At 66.6% G+C, this 23,013-nt stretch carries 22 protein-coding genes; 12 read left to right on the top strand and 10 right to left on the bottom strand.

All coding sequences use genetic code 11. The annotated features are described in order from the left end of the window. Positions 1–8 precede the first annotated feature (8 nt). The 4 genes from AB0I14_RS25205 to AB0I14_RS25190 all read right to left on the bottom strand — a co-directional run bounded on the left by AB0I14_RS25205 (position 9) and on the right by AB0I14_RS25190 (position 3,344). Positions 9–548 (bottom strand): hypothetical protein, encoded by a 540-nt coding sequence (locus AB0I14_RS25205; protein ID WP_358027492.1) that lies wholly within the window; start codon positions 546–548, stop codon positions 9–11. A gap of 51 nt (positions 549–599) precedes the next feature. Next, positions 600–920, bottom strand: coding sequence for a hypothetical protein (locus AB0I14_RS25200; protein ID WP_358027489.1), 321 nt, complete (start codon positions 918–920; stop codon positions 600–602). A gap of 128 nt (positions 921–1,048) precedes the next feature. Next, the gene (locus AB0I14_RS25195; RefSeq protein WP_358027486.1) at positions 1,049–2,563 is read right to left on the bottom strand and encodes a HAMP domain-containing sensor histidine kinase; all 1,515 of its coding nucleotides are present in this window, start codon (positions 2,561–2,563) and stop codon (positions 1,049–1,051) included. Positions 2,564–2,570: 7 nt separating this feature from the next. Further along, positions 2,571–3,344 (bottom strand): response regulator transcription factor, encoded by a 774-nt coding sequence (locus AB0I14_RS25190; RefSeq protein WP_328819280.1) that lies wholly within the window; start codon positions 3,342–3,344, stop codon positions 2,571–2,573. Positions 3,345–3,820: 476 nt separating this feature from the next. On the opposite strand from AB0I14_RS25190, the gene AB0I14_RS25185 reads away from it, so the two are divergent. Beyond that, positions 3,821–5,986: a bifunctional SulP family inorganic anion transporter/carbonic anhydrase gene (locus tag AB0I14_RS25185; RefSeq protein ID WP_358027482.1), complete on the top strand. Its 2,166-nt coding sequence runs from the start codon at positions 3,821–3,823 to the stop codon at positions 5,984–5,986. Positions 5,987–6,082: 96 nt separating this feature from the next. Here AB0I14_RS25185 and htpX read toward each other — a convergent pair whose 3' ends face one another. Both htpX and grcC1 read right to left on the bottom strand, forming a co-directional pair. After that, positions 6,083–6,958 carry a zinc metalloprotease HtpX gene (gene htpX / locus AB0I14_RS25180; protein ID WP_358027480.1) on the bottom strand — a complete coding sequence of 292 codons (876 nt, stop codon included), beginning with the start codon at positions 6,956–6,958 and terminating at the stop codon, positions 6,083–6,085. Between the two features lie 77 nt (positions 6,959–7,035). Beyond that, positions 7,036–8,043 (bottom strand): nonaprenyl/(2E,6E)-farnesyl/geranylgeranyl diphosphat synthase, encoded by a 1,008-nt coding sequence (gene grcC1 / locus AB0I14_RS25175; RefSeq protein ID WP_358027477.1) that lies wholly within the window; start codon positions 8,041–8,043, stop codon positions 7,036–7,038. Between the two features lie 21 nt (positions 8,044–8,064). Between grcC1 and menJ the strand changes: the two genes are divergently transcribed. Continuing rightward, complete coding sequence (gene menJ / locus AB0I14_RS25170; protein ID WP_358027474.1) at positions 8,065–9,285, top strand: menaquinone reductase; 1,221 nt, start codon at positions 8,065–8,067, stop codon at positions 9,283–9,285. Here menJ and AB0I14_RS25165 read toward each other — a convergent pair. Then, positions 9,278–9,763 carry a TspO/MBR family protein gene (locus tag AB0I14_RS25165; RefSeq protein ID WP_358027471.1) on the bottom strand — a complete coding sequence of 162 codons (486 nt, stop codon included), beginning with the start codon at positions 9,761–9,763 and terminating at the stop codon, positions 9,278–9,280. The genes menJ and AB0I14_RS25165 overlap by 8 nt on opposite strands. A gap of 180 nt (positions 9,764–9,943) precedes the next feature. Between AB0I14_RS25165 and AB0I14_RS25160 the strand changes: the two genes are divergently transcribed. Continuing rightward, positions 9,944–10,270 carry a hypothetical protein gene (locus tag AB0I14_RS25160; protein WP_358027468.1) on the top strand — a complete coding sequence of 109 codons (327 nt, stop codon included), beginning with the start codon at positions 9,944–9,946 and terminating at the stop codon, positions 10,268–10,270. A gap of 18 nt (positions 10,271–10,288) precedes the next feature. On the opposite strand, the gene AB0I14_RS25155 is transcribed toward AB0I14_RS25160, so the two are convergent. The 3 genes from AB0I14_RS25155 to AB0I14_RS25145 are packed head-to-tail and all read right to left on the bottom strand — an operon-like array spanning position 10,289 to position 13,379. Further along, positions 10,289–10,570 (bottom strand): pyrimidine/purine nucleoside phosphorylase, encoded by a 282-nt coding sequence (locus AB0I14_RS25155; protein WP_358027465.1) that lies wholly within the window; start codon positions 10,568–10,570, stop codon positions 10,289–10,291. Positions 10,571–10,606: 36 nt separating this feature from the next. Next, positions 10,607–11,551 carry a GTP-binding protein gene (locus tag AB0I14_RS25150; protein ID WP_358027463.1) on the bottom strand — a complete coding sequence of 315 codons (945 nt, stop codon included), beginning with the start codon at positions 11,549–11,551 and terminating at the stop codon, positions 10,607–10,609. Positions 11,552–11,594: 43 nt separating this feature from the next. After that, the gene (locus AB0I14_RS25145) at positions 11,595–13,379 is read right to left on the bottom strand and encodes an FAD-dependent oxidoreductase (protein ID WP_358027461.1); all 1,785 of its coding nucleotides are present in this window, start codon (positions 13,377–13,379) and stop codon (positions 11,595–11,597) included. Positions 13,380–13,694: 315 nt separating this feature from the next. Here AB0I14_RS25145 and AB0I14_RS25140 point away from each other — a divergent pair, with 315 nt between their 5' ends. From AB0I14_RS25140 to AB0I14_RS25100, 9 genes are read left to right on the top strand one after another with little or no spacing between them, the layout of a single operon-like run. Then, entirely contained in the window at positions 13,695–14,507 is an 813-nt protein-coding gene (locus AB0I14_RS25140; protein WP_358027459.1) for an ABC transporter permease, read from the top strand. Beyond that, positions 14,504–15,361 carry an ABC transporter permease gene (locus AB0I14_RS25135; RefSeq protein ID WP_358027456.1) on the top strand — a complete coding sequence of 286 codons (858 nt, stop codon included), beginning with the start codon at positions 14,504–14,506 and terminating at the stop codon, positions 15,359–15,361. The genes AB0I14_RS25140 and AB0I14_RS25135 overlap by 4 nt, the downstream gene beginning before the upstream one ends. Continuing rightward, a complete protein-coding gene (locus tag AB0I14_RS25130) occupies positions 15,358–16,875 on the top strand; it encodes an MCE family protein (RefSeq protein WP_358027453.1) in 1,518 nt (505 codons plus the stop codon). Before AB0I14_RS25135 ends, AB0I14_RS25130 begins: the two co-directional genes overlap by 4 nt. Next, a complete protein-coding gene (locus AB0I14_RS25125) occupies positions 16,872–17,924 on the top strand; it encodes an MlaD family protein (protein ID WP_358027451.1) in 1,053 nt (350 codons plus the stop codon). Before AB0I14_RS25130 ends, AB0I14_RS25125 begins: the two co-directional genes overlap by 4 nt. Next, positions 17,925–18,980, top strand: coding sequence for an MlaD family protein (locus AB0I14_RS25120; protein ID WP_358027448.1), 1,056 nt, complete (start codon positions 17,925–17,927; stop codon positions 18,978–18,980). Next, positions 18,977–20,080 (top strand): MCE family protein, encoded by a 1,104-nt coding sequence (locus AB0I14_RS25115; RefSeq protein ID WP_358027446.1) that lies wholly within the window; start codon positions 18,977–18,979, stop codon positions 20,078–20,080. The genes AB0I14_RS25120 and AB0I14_RS25115 overlap by 4 nt, the downstream gene beginning before the upstream one ends. 6 nt (positions 20,081–20,086) lie before the next feature. Next, positions 20,087–21,157, top strand: coding sequence for an MlaD family protein (locus AB0I14_RS25110; protein ID WP_358027443.1), 1,071 nt, complete (start codon positions 20,087–20,089; stop codon positions 21,155–21,157). Further along, positions 21,154–22,377 (top strand): MlaD family protein, encoded by a 1,224-nt coding sequence (locus AB0I14_RS25105; protein WP_358027441.1) that lies wholly within the window; start codon positions 21,154–21,156, stop codon positions 22,375–22,377. The genes AB0I14_RS25110 and AB0I14_RS25105 overlap by 4 nt, the downstream gene beginning before the upstream one ends. After that, positions 22,374–22,991, top strand: a complete 618-nt coding sequence (locus AB0I14_RS25100) for a mce associated protein mas1a (protein ID WP_358027438.1) — start codon at positions 22,374–22,376, stop codon at positions 22,989–22,991. The genes AB0I14_RS25105 and AB0I14_RS25100 overlap by 4 nt, the downstream gene beginning before the upstream one ends. Positions 22,992–23,013: the final 22 nt, after the last annotated feature.

The raw sequence follows: 23,013 nt of genomic DNA, 5'->3' as shown, positions 1-23,013 counted from the left end.
GGCCGGGCTCAGCCGATCTGGAAGGTGGGCTTGAAGTCCGACTCCTGCTCACCGATGACGAAGCTGCCCGACGGGCTGATCACGAAACCGGACTGATTGCGACCGTCGATGCATGACGTCGTGACACCGTCGGTGCCGCAACTGATCGTCTGATAGCTGATCCGCGAATTCGCCGGCAACGGCTTGGGATTCTCGACGACGGCGAACACCGGGGCCGGTGAGCTGGCGAACCCGGGCACTCCCGGCCCGCCGCTGACCAGGTTGGCTCCGTTGGGCGCGGCCGGGATCGGTCCGCTGCACCCGTAGGTACCGTTGCGCTGAATCACGCAGGTGATGCCGTCGGGGATGCCGAACGCGTACCAGGTCTTGTCCATCACCGCGTATTCGGAGGTCTTGACCGGCGCGTACACGTTGACGTTGGGGACGGCCGGCGCCGGTTCCGGGTCGGCTTGCGCCACCCCTGGCGATATCAACACCGCCGCTCCGGGCACGCTCATCATGGCCGCCCCCGCGGCGCTCACCAGGCCAATCACCACTCTGCTCAGCACGCCGCCACCCTAACCCGGGGCGATAGTGCGGTCCACCGCTCCGGGGCTTGGCTACTTACCCGAGCTGCAGGCGAGGTCGACGTAGACCGTGGTGTAGCGGACCCGCTCCTCGGTATTGCCCCGCGGCGCGGCCTTGAGTTCGGTGATGTCGCGGCCGGGCCGGACCGCCTTGACGTTGCAGTCGCTGATCGAACCGCTGCCGACCCGCGACAGGATGACGCGGTAGCCCTCGTCCTCCAGTTGCTTGATGGTCTGCTGCGCCGACCCCGAGCCACTCGGTGCCGCAGCAGCTGGGCCCGCGAGCACCAACGCACCCACCGCCAGGCCCGCCCCGACGGTGGCGGCGCCAACAGTTTTCCAGATGTTCATCATTGAATTACCTGGCCTTTCTCTTTATGAGGTATCTCCAGCCTAAAGAGCTAATTCACCAGCGTCCATGAACTCATATAGAACGCATACGAATTCACGCATACGACCGGATCATCAAAGGGAATTCAGGCCTAATTCATATTTTTTGCATGGGCGGCAACGGTCTCCGGTGCGACCTCACCCGCGAGCGGGATCCGCACGGTAAACACCGTGCGACCAGGCTTCGAAGCGACCGCGACGGTACCGTCGTGCGCTTGGACGATCGACGCCACGATGGCCAGCCCCAACCCGGTACTACCCAATTCCCGCGACCGCGATTTATCCGCCCTGACAAATCTGCCGAAAAGGTTCGGCAACAATTCGGCATCAATTCCCGGGCCGTCGTCGGTCACCGTCAATTCGGCGAATTCACCGGCCTCGGTCAATGCGATCGTGACGGTCACGCCGGGCGGCGTGTGTATCCGGGCATTCGTCAAGAGATTGCTGACCACCTGATGCAGCCGGGCCAGGTCCCCGCGTACCCACAGCGGATCGTCGGGCAGCTCGGCCACCCAGTGATGCTCGGGCGCACCCACGGCCACGTCGTTGACCGCGTCCACCACCAGATCACTCAGGTCGATGTCGTCGGTCTCCAGTTCCTGCCCCTCGCTCAACCGCGACAACAGCAACAGGTCGCTGACCAGACCCGTCATCCGCCGCGCCTCGGCCTCGATGCGGGCCAGCGCGTACTCGGTGGTCGGCGGCAGGTTCGCACTGTCCTGGCGGGTCAGCTCGGCGTAACCCTGGATCGCTGCCAGCGGGGTGCGCAACTCATGGCTGGCATCGGTGAGGAACTGTCGGGTGCGCCGATCAGATGCGGCCAACTCGGCCAGCGCGCTGTCGACGTTGGACAGCAACTGGTTGAGCGTCTCGCCCACGATGCCGACCTCGTTGTCCGGATCGGTGTCCTTGTCCCGCACCCGTGCAGTGATGCGGTGATCGTCACCGTCCAACCGCAGCGTCGCCACCTTGGCGGCGGTGGCCGCCACCCGGCGCAACGGCCGCAGGGCGATCCGCACCACCGCGATGGTGCTCAATGCGGTGGCGATCAGCGCGACCACGATCATCACCGCGACCGTCACCGTCTTACGGGCGATCACCAGGTTCGCGCTCTCCAGCGACACCCCGGACACCAGCACGTCGCCGTTGCCCGCAGACAGGCTGGCCAGCCGATACGAGCCGAGCACCGGAAGCTTCACCGTGCGTGGATGTGCGTCAGCCCACGCGTACTGGTCGAGGGCGCGGGTCACCGCGACCGGCGCCGTGCGCGGCTCACCGTCGGAGAACACCGCCGACTGGATCACCTCGCCGTCGTGCAGCACCGCGATCAGATTGCCCGGAGCCTGCCCGACGAACGCCGTGAGCGCCTCGGCGTCGCCGTTGAGCTCGTGCCCGGCCTGGGCTTCACGCCACTTCTCGAAGGAGTGGCTGAACGCCGCCAACGACCGGGACACCTCGGCATCGCTCATCGTCGACACATAGGTGTGCAGGCTGTACACCGACAACGCGCCGACTGCGGCCAGCGCCACGGTGACGATCGCGCTGACACCCAGCACCAACTGGCGGCGTAGCGAACGCGGCCACCACCACCTGGACCTCGGCGGCATCAGCGGGTCACGACGCGGGCCGCAGCATATAACCCACCCCGCGCACGGTGTGGATCATCGGCTCGCGGTCGGTGTCAACCTTCTTGCGCAGGTAGGAGATGTAGAGGTCGACGATGCTGGACTTCCCGCCGAACCCGTAGTTCCACACCCGGTCGAGGATCTCGGCGCGGCTCAGGGCCCTCCGGGGGTTGCGCATCAGGTAGCGCAGCAACTCGAACTCGGTCACGGTCAGATTGATCGGCTCGCCGGCGCGGGTGACCTCGCGGCTGGCCCCGTCGAGCACCATGTCGCCGACCTTGAGGGTCTCGTCGGCCGGCGGCGTGGTGTGGCTGGACCGGCGCAGCAACCCGCGCAACCGGGCGACCAGTTCCTCGAGGCTGAACGGTTTGGTCATGTAGTCGTCGGCGCCGGCGGTCAGGCCGGACACCCGGTCCAGCACCGAATCCCTGGCCGTCAGGAACAGCGTGGGCGTATAGCCGTCGGCCTCGCGGACCCGCTGCAGAATCTGCAGGCCGTCGATGTCGGGCAGCATGATGTCGAGCACGACGACATCGGGTTCGATCTCGTCGAACTTGGCCACGGCGTCATGGCCGTTGTGGGCCACGTCGACCTCCCAGCCCTCGTAGTGCAGGGCCATCTTGACCAGGTTGGTCAGCGCCGGCTCGTCATCAACCAGCAGTACGCGAATCGCAGACCCATCGGCGCGATGGATCTTCGGCAACTGTCCGAGGATGGCCTGCCGCGGTTGCTGGGCACGAGGGGAAACGGACATCGTCGTCATGTTTCCATTGTGCGGAGTACACAGACCGTTGTCACGGAGTTCATATGGAGTTCTAAGGGAATGCCGTTCACCCACCGGCCTCTATGACTCACATCACCTTCACATCTAATGGTGATCCAGCCGAGAATCGGTGCAATACACATCTTTTCGAAACAGTTTGGTGAACACTCGGTGCCGACTTCTGGCGCATCAATCGATTTCCCCTGCACACCAGCCCTATTCACCAAATGACACATCTATGAAACATTTGGGTTCTCTATGCATGGCACAAACTTCCTTGCGTCTGCTCAGAGCGATAAATACTCTCGCTCATAGTAATTGGGTGTTGCCGAGCTACACATGAGCCAAAGACGGCAGGTGTCGCACTGTGCTCCAACACCTTTCGAAGTTGTCCACCGACAACGGCGTCAATAACTTTGCGCGGGCCCCCGCACCGAGGCGGCCCGCGCATCACCAACTCCAGACGGAGGAGCGCAATGCAGCAAACGACTGATTTCGCAGAACGGGTGCGCTCCGTTCTGCGGTACGACCTACCCGCATCATTGGTGGTGTTCCTGGTTGCCCTGCCGTTGTCGCTGGGTATCGCAGTCGCGTCGGGCGCTCCCGTGCTGGCCGGCATCATCGCGGCCATCGTCGGCGGCATCATCGCCGGCGCCCTCGGCGGATCCCCGCTACAGGTCAGCGGACCCGCCGCCGGGCTGACCGTGGTGGTCGCCGGGCTGATCTCGCAGTTCGGCTGGGCCGTCACCTGCGCCATCACCGTGTGCGCCGGCGTGCTGCAGGTAATGTTCGGACTGAGCCGCGTGGCGCGCGCCGCACTGGCCATCTCCCCCGTCGTCGTGCACGCGATGCTTGCCGGCATCGGCATCACCATCGCGCTGCAGCAGATTCACGTGCTGCTGGGCGGCAGTTCCAACAGCTCGGCCTGGGCGAACGTCGCCGAACTGCCAGGTCAGCTGATCAATGCCCACGGCCACGGTGTCGTCCTGGGCGCGCTGGTGATCGCGATCCTGGTGGCGTGGCGCTGGGTGCCCGCCGCCGTCAAGAAGGTCCCCGGCCCGCTGGTGGCCATCGTCGGTGTCACTGCGCTGTCGTTGCTGCCGGCGTTCGGTGACGTCACGCGCATCCAGATCAACGGCTCCCTGCTGGACGCGCTGGCCCTGCCCAGCCTGCCCCAGGGCAACTGGGGCGCGTTCGCTGCCGGCGTGCTCACCGTCGCGCTGATCGCCAGCGTCGAGAGCCTGCTGTCGGCGGTATCGGTGGACCGCCTGCACACCGGCCCGCGCACCAACTTCGACCGCGAGATGATCGGCCAGGGCGCGGCCAACATCGCCTCGGGTGCCGTCGGCGGTCTGCCCGTCACCGGCGTGATCGTCCGCAGCTCCACCAACGTCGCCGCCGGAGCCCGCACCCGGGCGGCAGCGATCCTGCACGGCGTGTGGATCCTGGCGTTCGCCGTTCCGTTCGCCGGCCTGGCCCAGATGATCCCGACCGCCGCCCTGGCCGGCCTGCTGATCGTCATCGGCTGCCAGCTGGTCAAGCGTGCTCACATCGAAACCGCCAGGCGCACAGGCGATCTCGCCGTATACGTGGTGACGGCTGTCGGCGTGGTGTTCCTCAACCTGCTCGAAGGCGTGCTGATCGGACTCGCGCTCGCGGTCGCGCTGACCGTGTGGCGGGTGGTCCGTACCAACATCGTCGCCGAGCCCACCGGTGCGGACACCTGGCGCGTCGCCATCGAGGGTTCCTGCACGTTCCTGTCCCTGCCCAGGCTCACCAGCGTGTTGGCGGAAGTCCCCTCGGGCACCACGGTGGCCATCGAGCTGTCGGTCGACTTCATCGACCACGCGGCCCACGAAACCATCGAAGAGTGGCAGCGCCAGCACGTGGCCACCGGCGGCACGGTCGACATCCATGACCTGGGTTCGGTCGAGATGGGCAGCGCCGTCACCGGCCCGCCGATGCGTGGCTTCACGCCGTTCGACAAGCGCTCCGGCGTGGTGCCGTGGAGCTCCTGGCAGCGCGAAGAGGTGTCGTCCGTGCTGCACGGCCTGGCCGCCTACCACCGTCGCACCGCCCCGGTGCTGCGCCCGCACATGCAGGAGCTGGCGCATGCCCAGCGGCCCGAGACGCTGTTCCTCACCTGTGCTGATTCGCGGGTGGTGCCCAACGTCATCACCAGCAGCGGCCCGGGCGATCTGTTCACGGTGCGCAACGTCGGCAACATGATCCCGGCCGGCCAGGCCGACGCCTCGATCGAAGCCGCCATCGCGTTCGCAGTGGACAAGCTCAGCGTCTCCTCGATCGTGGTGTGCGGGCACTCCAGCTGCGGCGCGATGACCGCGATGCTGGGCAAGACCGACGCGGGTGACAAGCACCTGGAATCCTGGCTGGCCTATGGCGATCCCTCCATCGCAGCGTTCGACGAGGGCCGCCACCCGGTGGCCCAGTCGGCGGCCGAGGCCGGCTTCGGGATGGTCGATCAGCTGTCGATGGTCAACATCGCGGTGCAGGTACAGACGCTGCAGGCGCACCCGCTGGCCCGCCGCGTCAACGTGATCGGCCTGTTCTACGACATCGCCAGCGCCGACGTGCTGCGGGTGACGCCCACCCACATCGAGACCCTCGCCGACGCCGCCTAGGTTCTCGCTGCACCGCGAGCGACCGTGCAGGTACGCAGATCACGGTTGTGTCGGCGTACAGACACGGTCGCTCGCGGTGCGAAAGGACCAGAACGATCAGTAGTGGCCGGGGCCGCGGCCGGCCATGTCCTCCAGGCGGCGGATCCGATCGTCGATCGGCGGGTGGGTCGAGAACATCTTGCCGATGCGCTCACCGGCCCGGAACGGGCTGGCGATCATCAGATGCGCCTGATCGGCCAACTGGGGCTGCGGGGGCAGCGGCGCCGCCTCGATGCCACCGGAGATCTTGCGCAGCGCCGAGGCCAATGCCAGTGGGTCGCCGGTCAATTCGGCACCGGACTGATCGGCCTGGTATTCACGCTGGCGGGATACCGCCATCCGTACCACGGTGGCCGCGATCGGGCCGAGAAGCGAAACCAGCAGCATCGCAATCGGATTCGTACCCTCACGGTTCCCGCCGAACATCCCCGCGAACATCGCCATGTTGGCCAGGGCGGTGATCACCGACGCCATCGCGCCCGCCACACACGAGATCAGGATGTCGCGGTTGTAGACGTGGGACAGCTCATGCCCCAGAACCGCACGCAACTCACGCTCATTGAGGAGCTGGAGAATCCCGGTGGTACAACACACCGCGGCATTGCGCGGGTTACGACCGGTGGCGAATGCGTTCGGGTTGGCGGTGTCGGAGATGTACAGGCGCGGCATCGGCTGATGCGCCGTGGTGGCCAACTCCCGGACAATCCGGTAGATCTCGGGCGCCTGTACCTCGGTGATCGGCTGGGCGTGCATCGCGCGCAGCGCCATCTTGTCGCTGTTGAAGTACACGTAGACGTTCATGCCGACCGCGAACAGCACCGCCAGGTACATCACGTTGCGGCCGAACAACGAACCCACGAACACAATCAACGCCGAAAAACCGACCAGCAACAGGAATGTCTTGATCCGGTTCGCGTGCGGGTTCCACGTCATCGCAGTTTCCTCCTAACGGGCAACTACTCGGCAACCATCGCTGATTAAACGCTCAGTTACCGTCCGTGGTTCCGGAATCAGCCGTGACGGTTGACCGTGTAGTCCACGAGTGTGGCCAGCGCGTCGCGCCCGGGCCCGGCCGGAAGGCTGGCCAGCTCGTCACGTGCCTGGGCCGCGTACTCAGCGACCGTCTCCTTGGCACGCGCCATGCCGGCCGAGCGCCGCAGCAGCGCCAGCGCCTCGGCCACGTCCTCGTCACGCTCGACGGGCGTGGCCAGCAACTCGCGCAACCGGTCGGAATCCGGCCCCGACTCGCGCAACGCATACAGCACCGGCAGGGTGTGCACGCCTTCGCGCAGGTCAGTACCCGGAACCTTGCCCGATTCGTCGGGATCGCTGTCGATGTCGATGATGTCGTCGGAGATCTGGAACGCGGTGCCCACGATGCCGCCCAGCCGGTGGAGACGCTCGACCTGCTCGGCATCGGCACCCGAGAACGTCGCGCCGAACCGTCCCGAAGCCGCGATCAGGCAGGCGGTCTTCTCATAGACCACCTTGAGGTAATGATCGACGGAGTCGACATGCTCGGCCGCGCCGCGGGTCTCGCGCATCTGACCGGTCACCAGTTGGGCGAATGTGTCAGCAATCACACGCACCGCGTCCGGTCCCAGTCGGGAAACCAGCCGCGAGGCCGTGGCGAAGAGGTAGTCACCGGCCAGGATCGCGATGTTGTTGCCCCACCGGGCATTGGCGCTGGGCGCCCCGCGCCGCATCTGAGCCTCGTCCATCACGTCGTCGTGATACAGCGTGGCCAGGTGCACCAGCTCGATGACCGCCGCGGCGATCGCGACCTCCGGATCGTCGGGCCGGGGCCCCAGCGACGCCGCGAGCACGGTGAACAGCGGGCGGAACCGCTTGCCGCCGGCCTGGAACAGATGCTGGACCGCCTCGGCCATGAGCTCGTCGGCTTTGCCCAGCTCGTCAGACATCAGTTGTTCGATCCTGGCGACGCTGTCCCGGACGTCGGCGGCGAACGCCGCGTCCCCGAAATCAACGCCTGCCACCACAGTCGCTGGTGTCCTCATTCGTCCAACATACTGGGAGCAATGGATATCAAGGCAGACGTGGTCGTCGTCGGCGCCGGACCGGCCGGGTCGGCGGCCGCTGCATGGGCGGCACGAGCCGGTCGTGACGTGCAGGTGGTCGACGCGGCCCAGTTCCCCCGGGACAAGTCCTGCGGTGACGGACTGACGCCGCGCGCGGTCGCCGAGCTGGAACGGCTAGGCATGGGCCCGTGGCTCGATACGCGGATCCGACACCACGGCTTGCGGATGTCGGGGTTCGGCGCCGACGTCGAGGTGCCGTGGCCCGGGCCGTCGTTCCCGTCCACCGGAAGTGCGGTTCCGCGTACCGAACTCGACGACCGGATCCGCTCGGTCGCCGCCGACGACGGTGCCAAGATGCGCTTGGGCGCCAAAGTCGTTGGGGTCAACTACGGCTCACGCGGACAGGTCGAATCCGTGCAGCTCGACGACGGCGCGACGATCGGCTGCAGCCATCTGATCGTGGCCGACGGGGCCCGTTCCACCCTGGGTCGCGTGCTGGGCCGCACCTGGCACAAGGAAACCGTTTACGGCACTGCCATCCGCGGTTACATCGCCACGCCGCGCGCCGACGAGCCGTGGATCACCTCCCATCTGGAGCTGCGCTCCCCCGAAGGTCAGGTGCTGCCCGGCTACGGCTGGATCTTCCCGCTGGGCAACGGTGAGGTGAACATCGGTGTGGGCGCGCTGGCGACGGCCAAACGTCCCGCCCACGCCGCGCTACGGCCGCTGCTGTCGTACTACACCCAGCTGCGGCGCGAGGAGTGGGGATTTTCCGGGGAGCCGCGGGCCGCGCTGTCGGCGCTGCTGCCGATGGGCGGTGCGGTGTCTGGGGTGGCCGGGCCGAACTGGATGCTCGTCGGCGATGCGGCAGCGTGCGTCAACCCGCTCAACGGCGAGGGCATCGACTACGGGCTGGAAACCGGCCGGCTGGCGGCCGAACTGCTGGGTTCCGGCGACTATTCACACGCCTGGCCCGCGGTTCTGCAGGAGCATTACGCCCACGGGTTCTCGATCGCCCGACGGCTGGCTCTGCTGCTCACGCTGCCCCGGTTCCTGCCGGCCTCCGGCCCGGTCGCGGTTCGCTCGTCCTTCCTGATGAACATCGCCGTGCGGGTGATGGGCAACCTTGTCACCGAAGAGGACGACGACTGGATCGCCCGGGTGTGGCGGGGTGCCGGTCTGGCGTCGAATCGTCTGGATCAGCGCAAGCCGTTCAGCTGACTCGGTTGAGCATCCAGATCCGGGTGGACAGCGCCGTCGCGAAGGCACACCACAGCGGATAGGGCGTCAGGATTGCGCCGGGGGCACCCTGGGCCTGTACCGCGCGACGGGTCAGATCCGCACTGCTGGCGGTCAGCGCGGCGGCGGTGACGGCCGCGGCGCCGAGTTGGCGGCGGGAGAAGAACACCCATGACCACGCCGCGTTGACGGTGAGGTTGCCGGCCAGTGCCACGGTGTAGGCGCGGGCCTGCCCCTGACGCTCCTCGGTGCGCAGCCGGTCGATCGTGCGGGCCGACACGACCGCGATGCCGGCGTACAGGATCGGCCAGACGATCGGAAAGGCTTGTCGCGGAGGCTGAAACGACGGCTTGCGCAGCTGCTCGTACCAATGGGACTGCGCGGGCCGGCTGGCCAGGCCGCCGACGAGCGCAGTGGTCAGTGCCGCGGTGGCCGTCTTGGCCAGGGTGATCGGTCGCATGGGTGCTTACATACCCGAAAAGCCCAGCGTCAAAAATGTTGACGAAGTTCCGCAGGACATGTCGCCCGGAGAGGTGACTGCAGCCGTCCGACTCTCTCGGCTCATAGTGTCCACCAGGATCGTCAAAGAGTTTGACGATCGCCAGGCGGGAATGTCCCTGCCCGCGGGCATACTCCGGCCATGGCAGACAAGAGCGAGCCGTGGTGGGCAAACGACCCCGAGCTGAAGGAATTCCAGCGCCGCTCACTGGAGCAATTGGAGCGTGAAATCGCCGCACACGAACCCGTTGCACCCGACGATCCGACGGAAGCCGGTTGGGACCTGTCGATCGGGACACGGGTTCACGCACTGGGGCTTGCCCGCGACGACCTCGCCCGGGCCCAGGCTCGCTATGAGCGAGCGATCCTTGCCGGCCGCCGGGCCGGCTTGTCGTGGGCACAGATCGGCAGAGTCCTAGGTGTGTCAAAGCAGAGGCTGCACAGCAGATTCCGCGGTCGCATCGGGTAGGCGGCTCACGGCCTGAGGTCAGCGGTACTCACACAGGTAGGCCGTCTCGACCTCGGTGCGCACCTGGAACTTGCTGTCGGCGGGCACGGTGAACTGTGTTCCGGCCGCGAAGGTTTCCCACTGCTCGCTGTCGGGCAACTTGACGGTCAGCGCGCCGGAGACCACCCGCATGATCTCGAGCTGGGAAGTGCCGAACTCGTACTCGCCGACAGCCATGACGCCCACGGTCGCAGGCCCCTCCGGCGTCGTGAAGGCGATCGATGCGACGTCGCCGCCGAAGTACTCGTTGACCTTGAACAAAGCGGCTCCTTGAACTTGAGTGAGCGGCCAGGATACCTACACCACGTACTTGAGCACCCCGAGCATCGCGTTCTCGTCGGCCGGCTCACCGGTGCACCGCTGCAGCCCGGCCAGCACCGACGACGGGTCCATCCCGGTGCCGATCAGCACCAACTCGGTGGTCCCCGCACGCCGCTTCTCGAACCGCAGCGAGCTGCCGACCAGCTGCAACAGGAAGCGCTGAGCGCCGAAGTCGACGAAACCCTTGGCGCGGTACAGCCCAACGGGGCGGTCCCGCAGAAACTCCATGAACAAGCGTGGGTTGACCGCAACGTCGGTGCGGAACTCCACGCTCTGATACTCGGGGTGGTCGTGATCGTGTTCCTCGCGCAGCAGTTCGTCGAAAGACAGCTGGGCCTGCGGAGCCCGTGACCGCGGCGGGTCGATCAACAGCTCCGGGTCGACGCGGGCAAAGTCGGTGGGCAGCACCGGAACCCGGGGACTGAACTCACGGATCCGCGCGAGCAGACCGTCGACGTCGGCACACGCGGACGCCTTGTTGAGCACCACCAGATCGGCGACCGGCAGCCCGTGACTCAGGTCGGGTTGCAGGCCGTCGACGACCAGAACCAGGCCGGCGTAATGGAAACGGGGATCGTCGACGGTGACAATGGTGCGGGCCAGGGCGGCCGGCTCGGCCACGCCACTGGCCTCCACCACGATGAGATCCAGGCGGGGTTTGACGGCCGCGAGCTTGCCCAGCATCTCACCGACTTCATCGCCGTCGACCGCACAACAGATACACCCGTTGGACAGTGATGCCATCGCGTCCACCTGACCGGCCACCAGCATGGCGTCGATGTTGACCGCGCCGAAGTCGTTGACCAGCGCACCGATCCGGACGCCTCGGCTGTTGCGCAGCAGATGGTTGAGCAGCGTGGTCTTGCCGGAGCCGAGATGCCCGGCGACCGCGAGCACGGGTACCGATCCGGTCGACGTCACCCGGCCATCGTAGGGTTATTGGGAATTGTTTTCACTAAGCGGGTCAGGTCGGCCAGCGGGTGTCGACGATGTCCAGCGCGTGGGGCAGCCTGGCCCGGTACCGCGCCTTGTCGGCAGCCTTGAAGGGTGCCCACCACGGCGCCTGGAACAACCCGAGGACGTTGGCCTTCGGCCCTGAGTAGCCCGACGCCAGCAGGACGCCGTTGGCGGCGTAGCGGCCGCCTTCGTTGGCGCCCTCCATTGTGGTGACGTTCTGGTCGGTCTTGATCCACTCGCCGGCCAGGAACAGATTGTCGATCCCGGTGACAGCCTCCGGCCGGCGCGCCCACGACCCCGGGTCCTGGATGAACAGCGGTTCGTCGTTGCGGACGTTGGGCGTGCCCGAATCGATGATCGACGGGTCGAGGAACCATGAGTGCAGCATCGCGTCGGTCAGCACGATGCTGGTGTCGTTGAGGTGGGCCTTGATCTGCGCCCAGGCCTCGGCGGCGATCTGCGGTGGGGTGCACTGCCGGGCACTGAGCCGGTTGAAATTCCCCTGCGTGCTCCAGTCGGAGATGATCGCCGACAGGCAGTCCTTGACGGTGCCGTCCCCGTAAGACGTCAGCGGCCGCTTCCAGAACTGGGCCTCGCTGATGGAGGTGAGCCCCCACCCGGAGTCGACGTAGTTGACGTGTCCCTTGGTGACGTCGACGCGTTCGCGCAGGAAGAACATCAACCCGTTCATCCACTCGGTGCGCAGCGCCGCCACCGAGGCCAGCTTGGGATCGGCGGCGATCACGTCAGGGGTGAGCACCGCGGCGAGCTTCTCGCACGGCACCGCCGAGATGTACCAATCGGCGACCACCGGTTGGGCCATCCCGTTGCCGTCCACCACGGTGGCCGAGGCGATGTGCCGGCCGTTGGGGGTCAGTCGTGCCAGTGCCTGCCCGAGCCGGAACGTCACCCCCAGCGACTGCAGATGCGCCACCCAGGGATCGATCCACTGCAGGCTGGTGGGCCCGTTGAGCACCCGGTCGAACCCCTTGTTGTCGATGTCGTTGCCCAGCAGCAGGATCGACCACACCGAGGCCTCGCCGACCAGCCCGATCGAATGCGCGCTGGCGTCTTTGGATTTGGAGGCGGCGAGGTTGCGGATGATGCCGTCGGCCAGGTAGCGGTTGTACTCCTTGCTCTTGTGGTCCGCCCCGATGTATTTCTCCCAGGTCATGTTGTCCCACTGGCCGAGCTTGCGCTCGTCGCAGCTGGTGACGTAGACCGCGAGCTTCTGCGCGGCGTACACCGCCTCCAACGGGGGCAACCGGAACAACGTCTGGAACACCGCGGCCACCGACTCGGTGAACGCCTTCGGGGTGATCGGATTGGGCAGCGTCGGGATCGGAAAGGGCAGCGGAATGGTCAGATCCGCGCGCCCCAACCCCGAGTGCAGGTACGACGTGGCCCGGGTCAGGTTCTGCCAGACGCCGAAGGTGTTGCCGGCAAAAGGAATGCGCCGCATGGTGTCGGTGACATTGCGGTAAAAGCCCGGGAAGAACCGGAAGCCGTGTTCGGCCGGCAGTGGGCTGCCCGACGGGGACGGCGCCGCCATCGACCGCGCCTTGCCACCCAGGGCTTTTCGCTCGAACACCGTGACCCGGTACCCGCGCTCGGCCAATTCGTGCGCAGCGGTCAGGCCGGCCACCCCGGCACCGAATATCGCGACGGTGGAACCCGGCGCGGCGCGCGCGCCTGCCGACCCGCTCAGCGCCGCCGCGGCCACCCCCGCCGTCGCCGTTCCGGCCAGAAACGACCTCCGCGAGATATGACGCTCCCCAACCCCACCCGACATACCGACACCGCCTCAGTCCGGTAACCCCTGTGGCGCTAAGTTAACGTTGATTCTCTTTCGCACTCGGCCGACACGCCGAGTCGAAATCAGGCCTCTTTAACGCGATCCGGTACTCACAAACTCGGGCAACCAACCGTTCAAGACCTCACAAGACATGTCTGGACGACTCGAGAATAACCATTCACTTAATTCTTGCGGTGGTGTCACAAAATGTGACATGCTCCACAGGCGACCGGGGGGTCGAAACGGTGCTCAGCACTGCCGGTGGTCACCGGCCGGCCCCGCGCATGCCACGACAAGCGCGGAAGGAACTCGATGACCTACGAGCTACCAGCGTCCAAGGGCCCCGTTCGGGACGTCCTGGTCCAGGGCGGCTACGTGCTCGGCTTCTCCGTGCAGGCGCTGGTCAGCGTCGTCACCGCGGTGGTACGCCGGCGCCTGGTGCTCGACGAAGTCGTCAACCAGACCCTGTTCATCGGCCGGGTGTGCACCGGCCCGGCCCTGCTGCTGATGATGCCCATCGGGGTGTTCATCGCCGTGTCGGTCGGTGAGCTGGCCGGGCGCATCGGCGCCGGGGGCTATTCGGGCGCGGTGGTGGCATTCATCATCGTCGGCCAGGCCGCAGCCCTGGTGTGCGCGCTGATGATGGCCGGCGTGGCCGGTTCGGCGATCTGCACCGACCTCGGATCGCGCACCATCCGCGAGGAGATCGACGCGCTGGAGGTCATGGGCCTGGATGTGATCGAGCGCCTCGTCGCACCGCGACTGGTCGCCGCCGTCATCGTGGCCCTGGCCCTGTGCTCGATCGTCACCTTCGGCGGCGTGATGGCGTGCTACCTGTACCACATCAGCGTGCAGCACCTGCCCGCCGGAACGTTCCTGGCCACGTTCAGCCAGTACGGCCAGGTGTCGGATTTCGTTATGGCACTGATCAAATCGGCGGTGTTCGGACTCACCGCGACGCTGGTCGCCACCTTCAAGGGCCTGCACACCAAGGGCGGCGCGGGCGGGGTGGCCAACGCGGTGAACGAGGCCGTGGTGCTGGCCTTCGCCCTGGTCTTCATCCTCAACACCACCATGTCGGCGCTGTACACCGTGGTGGTTCCGGCCGTGGGCAGCTACCGATGACCGCATTTGCCAGCAGTGCTGCTCTGCACCGGATTTCGCGACCCGCGGTCGCCGGGTACGACGCACTCACGGTGGCCGGCCAGCACGTCACGTTCTACGCCAAGGTCCTCGGTTCACTGCCGTACGCGCTGGTGCGCTACCGCAAGCACACCCTCGGCCAGATCGGCGAGGTCACCTTCGGCAGCAGCTCCCTGCTGTCGGGCGGCGGGACCATCGGCATCGTGTTCGCGATGTCGCTGGCCGCGGCCATGATGCTGGGCGTCGAGACCCAGCGCGGCCTTGACCTCGTCGGGATGAACACGCTGTCGGGCATGCTGGCGGCGATCGCCAACACCCGCGAACTGGCGCCGGTGGTGGTGGCAATCGCCTTGGCCGCCAAGGTCGGAACGGGTTTCACCGCCCAGATCGGGGCCATGCGGATCTCCGACGAGATCGACGCGCTCGACGCCATGGCGCTGCGCTCCATCCCCTACCTGGTCGGTACGCGCGTGCTGGCCTCGGTGGTCTGCGTCATCCCGATCTACATGATCGGCCTGCTGGCCAGCTATCTGTCCACCCGGACCGTGGTGGTGATCTTCAACGGCGCCTCCCCCGGCACGTATGACTATTTCTTCCACCTGGCCCTCGGCCCGCGAGACCTGCTCTATTCCGGGATCAAGGCCGTCGTCTTCGCGATCGTGGTGGCCCTGGTGCACTGCACGTACGGCTACTTCGCCTCGGGCGGGCCCGCCGGGGTGGGACAGGCGGCCGGTCGGGCGCTGCGCACCGCGATCCTGGCGGTCGGCATCCTCGACGTGCTCCTCACCTTCGCACTGTGGGGCCTGGTCCCCGAGATCCCCGGGATGGGAATGTGAAGCGCCTCGGGCAATTCGGCAGGCGCCGCAGGTCTCCGGAACCCAGCCGGGCGAAACTGGCGCTGCGCGGGCTGGCCGCCGCCACTGTGGCGGTGGCCGTGGCCTCCGTACTGGTGGCCCGGGCGTCGGGACATCTGGAACGCAGTGCCGATGTGTTCGTGGGGGTTCCGGTGTCGGCGGGGCTGATCACCGGCGGTTCTCCGGTGCGCTACCACGGCGTCAACGTCGGACGGATCGCCGACATCGAGTCGGGCACCCGCACGTCCCGGGTTCGGCTGGCGATCGAACCCGACAGCCTCGGCATCATTCCGTCCTCGGCCGTTGCGCGGATCGTGCCCCGCACCTTCTTCGGCGACATCTACCTGCAACTCGTTGACCCGCAACGTAACCGGTCGACAACGGGGCTGAAGCCAGGTGACACCGTGGGGATCGACGACAGCCCCGATGCGATGGCGCTCTACGACGTGTTCACCAAGATCGTCGACCTGTTCTCGCAGATCAAACCTGAGCGGATGCAGACCGCCCTCACCGCGATCAGCCAGTCCCTGCGCAACCGGGGCACCGAACTGGGCACCACGATCGACAACCTGAGCGCCAGCGCCGAGGTGCTGACCCCGTCACTGGTGCGCTTCCTCGACACCACACCGCAATTCCGGGATGTGATGGCCTCGCTGAACTCCGCCACGCCCGACATCCTCTCCACGCTGTCGGCCGCGACGTCGGTGTCCAACCGGATGGTCGACGACCAGAAGAAGTTCGCCTCGGCCATCGACGGTTTCGCCCGGTTCTCTTCTGTGCTCACCTCATTCATGTCCGATCACCGCGAACAGCTGATCACCGTGGTCGATTCGGCAGGCAAGATCATGGCGACCACTGCCGCCCAGCCGCTGGGGTTGGTCGACACCCTGGCCGGCGCGCAGTCGTTCGGTGAGGCCGGCGCGAAGGTGTTCGCGACGGGCAAGTTCAACATCACGGCCGTCGCGACCTTCGCCGGGCCCATGCCGTACTCGCTGCAGGACTGTCCGGTGTACGGCAACACCCAGGGCGCCCGCTGCGCCGAATCCGCACCGTCGGGTGTGGTGTCGACGCAACCGGAGGACATCCTGTCTCGCCCGGCCGCCGACCTGCCGGTCACGCCATTCACCGCACCGGCACCGCACATGCCGACGCACTCGTTCCTGCCGCCGGGGCCCGGGCTGCCGCAGTCCGCGCCGACACCCACCGAACCTCTTCCTGCCGAATCGATCCCGAGCGCCCCTGGAGTCGCGGCCCCTACCTCAACTATTCCCGAGGCTGCGCCCGCGTCAACTATTCCCGAGGCTGCGCCCGCGTCAACTATTCCCGAGGCTGCGCCCGCGTCGGCCGTCGTCGACGCCGACCGCCAGGCCCACGCCCTGGCGGTGCTGCAGGACGAACTGGTGCCCCCGGCCGGCGCCCCCTCGACCCAACCGAACATTGCCACGGTGCTCATGCTGGGCCCCCTGGTACGCGGCACGGAAGTGCAGGTCTCATGAACCGGAACGGACGGTGGCAGTCGTGGGCCAAGCTCGGCGGCTTCAGCACGGCCGGGGTGCTCAGTGCGGTGCTGGTGATCAACACCCTGTCGGTGCCGGTGCGCGGTAGCACCGTCACCTACCAGGCGCAGTTCAGCAGCGTCGAGGGACTCAACGTCGGAAATCCGGTGACCATGAACGGTATTCGGATCGGACGGGTGGATACGATCCGGTTCGCCCCGAACGCCGACGGCACCAGCCGCGCCGACGTCGACATCGAGGTCAACTCCGACTTCACCCTCACCAGCAACGTCACCGCGGCGGTGCGCTACGGCGACATGCTCGGCGCCCGCTATGTCGCGCTGTCCGATCCGGGTGGCGCCATCATGGACGTCTCCACCGACGAACCACCGGCGCGTTTGGCCGCCGGCGGCGTCATACCACTGGCCCAGACCTCGCCGGCCGTGGATCTGACCGCACTGCTCAACGGGTTCAAGCCGCTGTTCGACGCGCTGGCCCCCGAGCAGGTCAACACCCTGACCCGGGGATTCGTCGAGACCTTCAGCGGCCAGGCCCAGACCTTGACAACGCTTCTCACCCAGATCGCCGCCATGACTTCATCTTTGAGCAACAACGCGGGGATATTCGCCCAGCTGATCGACAACATGTCGACCCTGATGCGCACCATGAACACCCGCCAGCCCCAACTCGAACAGATGCTCACCGGGCTCAACCGGCTCAGCGCCGCGGTGACCTCCGGTGACCGGCAGTTCGAGACGCTCATCGACCAGGGCAACGCCGTGCTCGCAACCCTGGCCAACACGGTCAACAACTCGAGTGCCGCCTACGGAGACACCATCACCAACCTCAACGCCATGCTGCAGACCTGGCAGCCCAACACCGAGGAATTCACCACGCTGCTGACCCGCCTGCCGGAGTTCGGCGACGCGATCAACCGGACCTCCAGCTACGGCGGGTTCGTCAGCCTGTACCTGTGCAACTTCACCCTCAAGATCCGCAGCCACGAAGCCAACATCTTCGGCTACACGCATTCCGAGGTGTGTCAGTAGATGTTTCTCGTCAAACTGATCGACCTCTTCGTCGGCGCGGTGATCTTCCTCTTCGTCAAAGATCAGCGCAAACACAACCCGTCAATTCCCTTGGCGCTGGGCATGATCGGTACCATCACCCTGGTCGCCATCATGGTCGTCTCGATCGGGATTCCCCGCGCGGTCTACCACGTGCGAACCAACGCCTACGTTGCCGAGCTGGCCAACGCCAGCGGGCTGTCCGGCGGCGACCCGGTGTACGTCGCCGGGGTGCCGGCCGGGCGGGTGGAAGACGTGGCCCTGGCCGGTGACCGGGTCCGCGTCGGATTCCGGCTGGACAAGGCACAGGCCCTCGGCAACCGCACCACGGTCACGGTGCGGCTGCGGACCGTGCTGGGCAAGCGGTTTCTCGACGTGATGCCCGCAGGAACCGTAAATGGCTTGGACTCCAACGTGATCCCGTTGTCGCGGACCACGGTTCCCTACAGTCTCGACGAAGTCGGGCGCAAGGCCGCCGACACCGCCGAACACGTCGACCAACAGCCTCTGACCGCGATGATGAACACCCTGGCCGAGACCATGCCCGGTAACAGCACCGAGCTCGGCCAGGCGCTGGCCGGGATCAGCGCCGCCAGCTCGGCCTTCGCCGACAACGGCGACAAGATCGACGAGATCCTGCGGATCAGCCGGTCAATGGCCGAAATGCTGTCGCATCAGACGGATTCACTGGCCGACACCGCGGCCAACGCGCAGTACATCGTGTCCTCATTGGCCGCACGACGTCAGGCGCTCACCGACATCGTGCACAACCTGACCGCGATCATGCGGCACCTGGCCGCGATCTACACCGAGAAGCAGGCGGATTTCGGCAGCCTGATCGCCGGCCTCACCGCAGTCACCGGAACCTTGAAAGCCAATGTGGACAAGATCGATCAGACGCTGCAGAAGATGCCCCCGGCGATCCGCGCGGTCACCAACGCCACCGGCAACGGCAACTGGGCCGACGTGAATTCGCCGTCCGTGGTGATGCCCGACAACCTGTTGTGCTTCCTCAACGTTCAGCGGGAGTGCCGATGAAACGACACTTGGGATTCGCGCTTGTCATCGTCCTGTGCCTGGGGGCCGGTGGCTGGTATGTATTCGGCCGCACCGACCGGGCCCGGACCGTGCACGCCGATTTCGGCTACATCAACGGCATCTACCCGGGCAGCAAGGTCACCGTGCTCGGGGTGCCGGTGGGGCGGGTCACCGCGGTGACGCCGCAGGGCACCACGGTGCGCGTCACCATGACCCTGCCCGACGATGTCACACTGCCCTCCGACCCGGATGCCTATGTGGTGAGCCCGGCGCTGATCAGCGACCGCAGTATCGAACTCGGCCCCGCCTACGGTGGTTCGGGCCCCACGCTGGCCGACGGGCACGTCATCGGAGCCGACCACAGCCACTCCCCGATCACCTTCGACACCATGCTGGGCAGCCTGAGCACACTGACCTCGGCGATCGGCCCCCAGCAGGGTGACATCGGCGCGGTGCTCACCCGCGGCGCCGATCAGTGGCGCGACCAGGGCAAGCTGTTCAACTCCGCGATGCGCAACCTGAGTGCGGCCAGCGGGGTGCTCGGCGCCCGGGCCGAGGACATCGGCGCGGTGGTGGACAACCTCAGCACGCTGATGGCCGCGTTCAACCAGCGCCAGGTGTCGTTGAACCAGATGGTCGACGAACTCGGCCAGGTCGGCGGCAGTTGGGCCGACGCCAACGTCGACATCGCCCAGCCCATGGCCGATCTCAAGGTGGTGCTCGATCAGGTCGACACCTTCGTCGCCCAGCACGGTGACGACCTGGGCACCATCGCGGCCAACCTCAACGCCGTCGGCGACACGCTGACCGCCAAACAGCCGCAGTTGGCCGAATTCATGGACCTGGTTCCGCTGATGATGCAGAACCTGTCCAACACCATCGGCCAGGACCGGCGCGGCCGGATCCGGCTGAACGTGTCCACGGTGCTCACCCAGTTCGCCGCGGCCCAGAACTTCTGCGACCGCAACATGCTGCCGATGTGCGTGGGGGCCGGGATCACCAACCCGATCTCCTACCCGATCAGCCGCTCGGACCCGCTGGGCATCGTGTCCGCCGTCACCGGCAATGCCCCACAGCCGAACCCGAAGTACCCGAGGTGAACGGTCATGCGTAGATCCCTGCCCCGCCCGACCCTGACCGGCGCGGCCACCGGCTGCGCCGTCGTGGTGGCCGTCGCCGCGGTATGGGCGTTGAGCGATATGGGTATTCAGGACCTTCCGCTGGGCCGCACCTCGCCCACCGACACCATGGCCGTCACCGTGGTGCTGCCGACTGCCGACGGCATCACCATCGGCGCCGACGTCCGCAACGGGCAGAAGGTGGTGGGCCGGGTCAGCGGGATGAGCCTGGCCGCCTCGGGCGCCTCGGTGCAGCTGAGCCTGGCCGACGCCGACGGACTGGACTCCGGCACCGTGGCCAGCGTGGAATTGCCCTCAGCGCTCGGTAATCCGTTCGTCAGGCTCAGTAGTGCAGAGCCGGTCCCCCAGCGTGCATTGCGCGACGGCGACGTGATCCCACCCAGCCACACCGAGCTGGGGCCGCAGATCGAAAGTGCGCTGGCCACCTTCGGCGCACTGCTGTCCCGCAGCGGCGTCGACCAGCTGGCCACCATCGTCACCGAACTGGACAAGGCGTTCGGCGGCCGCGCCGACAAGGTGCGCGGGCTGATCGACTCGATGTCGCTGTTGGCCGCCAAGGCCTCCGAACACCAAGGCGAGTTCGACCAGGCAATGAGCCTGGCCGCCAACATCACCGGCCAGTTCGGCCACGAGCAGAAGACCGTTGCCGGCTACCTCGACGCGGTACCCAAGGTGGTGGCAATGCTCGACGTCCAGCGCGCCAAACTGCAGACCCTGTTCTCCTCGACCACCGCGCTGGCCGCCACCGCCAACAGCGTGCTGTCCTCCACAGACCTCAACGCCATGGTGCACGACGCCGGCACCGTCGTCCAGACGATGGGCGCCTTCAACGACCGGCTCGGCGGGATGCTCGCCGCGATGAACGACTTCCTGGAGAAGTTCGGCAATTCGGTACACGGCGACTACCTGATGTTCGATGGCGCCCTGGATATTCCGGGCACCATCGACAAACTCCTCACCGGAGGGTTGATCGTCAACGGCACCCCGATCACCGGGGATGTCGCTCTGGAGGGGTTCTTGTCGGGAGGTCTGAATTGAGGCGCCTGGTAGTGGTTCAGCTGGCGATCTTCGCGGTGATCGCCGTGATCGTCATCCCGTTCGGCATCCGCTATGTGGCGGGGCCGCAAGGGTTCCGGACACCGATGACCCTGACCGCGACGATGACCGACGCGTTCGGCCTGACCGCGGGGACCAGTGTCACCGTGCGCGGGGTACAGGTCGGCACCGTCGATGACGTCTGGCTCACCCCCGACGGCGCCGCCATGGTGCGTCTGGCAATCGACCCCGACACCCGGATCCCGCGCGACGCGATCCTGACCGTCGGGATGGGCACGGCCGCCGGCATCCAGAGCGTGGACATCATGCCGCAATCCGACGCAGGCCCGTACCTGGCCTCCGGGGACACCATCGCCGCACCGGCCGACCGTCAGCCGATCCAGATGGACCGGATCATGGGCGACACCGCACAACTGGTGAAAGGTATTGACACCCGGGCAGTTCGAGATGTGGGAACCGAATTGTCGAACGCCTTCGACGGGCTGGGCCCCGACCTGGCCATGCTGATCGACAACGCGTCGGACATGTCCACCCGCATCCGCAACCAGACCGGCCAACTGCAGCCACTGATCGAGGGCACCGCGGCATTGGTCACCACCATGGCCGGTCAGGGCGACCCGTTCATCCGCGGCATGGCCGCCAGTTCGCGGCTGGCCAATCAGCTCGACGGCAGCGGGCCCGCGTTCCTGTATCTGACGGATCGCTCACCGGCCGCGCTGAATTCGCTGCAACGCGTCCTCGACACCTATCAGGGCACGTTCGGCGCCACCCTGGCCAACCTGGCGACCGTCACCCCGATCATCGGCGACCGCACCGATTCGCTGCAGACCGGGCTGTCGACCATCCCCAAGGGCCTGCAGGATCTGACGTCCATCGTCAAGGTCGACGCCACCGGCCAGACCCGGGCCGATTTCTCGTTGATCGCCACGCAGGGGCCAGTCTGTAACTACGACGTGGACCGCCGAGCCATCGGTGACATCAGCCCAACCGAACCCAACCTCGTGATGTACTGCCCGCCCGCACCCGACATGCTGATGCGGGGCGCGGTCAACGCACCCCGACCGAACGATCTCGGCCTGCGGAACTCACAGACCCCTGGGTATCCGATCGGACCCGAGGTGGTCAACGACCCGGTAAAGATCCCGACCCTGGCCCAGCTGGCCTACAAATGGCGCAGCATCCTGAAAGGTGGCCCGCAATGAGCAAATCCGACGATGACTCCGTCGACGACGACCGCAGCGAATCGGTGCTGACGTTGGAGAAACCCGCCGAGGATTCTGAGGACCCTGACGTCGACGAGAGCGGGTCCGAGGACTCCGATCCCACCCCGTCCGGCCCGTTCAAACGCCGGATCGCAGCAGGCCTGGTCGCGCTGGTGCTCCTTGCCGCCACAGCCGCGCTGGTGATGTTGTCGATCGGCGAGTATCACCACCGCCGCGACGACGCGCTGCGCACCGAGGCCGTAACGATGTCGCGGGACTATCTGGTCGCGATGGCCGCATTCGACTACCAGAAGATGGACGCCAACCGTGAACACATCGTCGCCGATTCCACCCCGGGTTTCGCGGCCAAGTACGACGAGATGGTCAAGGCGCTGCGCGACATCGTGGTGACCAGCAAGGGCGTCGCGACCGCCACCGCCGACCACGTAGTCGTCGACACCCTTGACGGCGACACCGCGACCGTCGTCGCCTTCGTCGATCAGCACGTCACCAATGTGACTGCACCACAAGGCAGTAATCAGAAGTACCGGATGGTGGTCAAGCTGGTGCGCAGCGGTGACCGCTGGATCGTCGACGACGTGCAGACCGTGTAACGCACCGTTCGCCCTGTTCGCC

Origin of the sequence: Mycobacterium sp. NPDC050441 (genome assembly GCF_040655355.1) — a bacterium.
Lineage (GTDB): Bacteria > Actinomycetota > Actinomycetes > Mycobacteriales > Mycobacteriaceae > Mycobacterium.
This window is presented reverse-complemented; position numbering and strand designations above follow the sequence as displayed.

Excerpts from the sequence above, each read along its gene's own strand:
- AB0I14_RS25165 (WP_358027471.1), bottom strand. The coding sequence starts at position 9,763 with ATGCGACCGATCACCCTGGCCAAGACGGCCACCGCGGCACTGACCACT.
- AB0I14_RS25190 (WP_328819280.1), bottom strand. The coding sequence starts at position 3,344 with ATGACGACGATGTCCGTTTCCCCTCGTGCCCAGCAACCGCGGCAGGCC.
- AB0I14_RS25125 (WP_358027451.1), top strand. The coding sequence starts at position 16,872 with ATGAACCGGAACGGACGGTGGCAGTCGTGGGCCAAGCTCGGCGGCTTC.
- grcC1 (WP_358027477.1), bottom strand. The coding sequence starts at position 8,043 with ATGAGGACACCAGCGACTGTGGTGGCAGGCGTTGATTTCGGGGACGCG.
- AB0I14_RS25145 (WP_358027461.1), bottom strand. The coding sequence starts at position 13,379 with ATGTCGGGTGGGGTTGGGGAGCGTCATATCTCGCGGAGGTCGTTTCTG.
- AB0I14_RS25195 (WP_358027486.1), bottom strand. The coding sequence starts at position 2,563 with ATGCCGCCGAGGTCCAGGTGGTGGTGGCCGCGTTCGCTACGCCGCCAG.
- AB0I14_RS25185 (WP_358027482.1), top strand. The coding sequence starts at position 3,821 with ATGCAGCAAACGACTGATTTCGCAGAACGGGTGCGCTCCGTTCTGCGG.
- AB0I14_RS25160 (WP_358027468.1), top strand. The coding sequence starts at position 9,944 with ATGGCAGACAAGAGCGAGCCGTGGTGGGCAAACGACCCCGAGCTGAAG.
- AB0I14_RS25100 (WP_358027438.1), top strand. The coding sequence starts at position 22,374 with ATGAGCAAATCCGACGATGACTCCGTCGACGACGACCGCAGCGAATCG.
- AB0I14_RS25140 (WP_358027459.1), top strand. The coding sequence starts at position 13,695 with ATGACCTACGAGCTACCAGCGTCCAAGGGCCCCGTTCGGGACGTCCTG.
- htpX (WP_358027480.1), bottom strand. The coding sequence starts at position 6,958 with ATGACGTGGAACCCGCACGCGAACCGGATCAAGACATTCCTGTTGCTG.
- AB0I14_RS25200 (WP_358027489.1), bottom strand. The coding sequence starts at position 920 with ATGATGAACATCTGGAAAACTGTTGGCGCCGCCACCGTCGGGGCGGGC.
- AB0I14_RS25135 (WP_358027456.1), top strand. The coding sequence starts at position 14,504 with ATGACCGCATTTGCCAGCAGTGCTGCTCTGCACCGGATTTCGCGACCC.
- menJ (WP_358027474.1), top strand. The coding sequence starts at position 8,065 with ATGGATATCAAGGCAGACGTGGTCGTCGTCGGCGCCGGACCGGCCGGG.
- AB0I14_RS25120 (WP_358027448.1), top strand. The coding sequence starts at position 17,925 with ATGTTTCTCGTCAAACTGATCGACCTCTTCGTCGGCGCGGTGATCTTC.
- AB0I14_RS25110 (WP_358027443.1), top strand. The coding sequence starts at position 20,087 with ATGCGTAGATCCCTGCCCCGCCCGACCCTGACCGGCGCGGCCACCGGC.
- AB0I14_RS25115 (WP_358027446.1), top strand. The coding sequence starts at position 18,977 with ATGAAACGACACTTGGGATTCGCGCTTGTCATCGTCCTGTGCCTGGGG.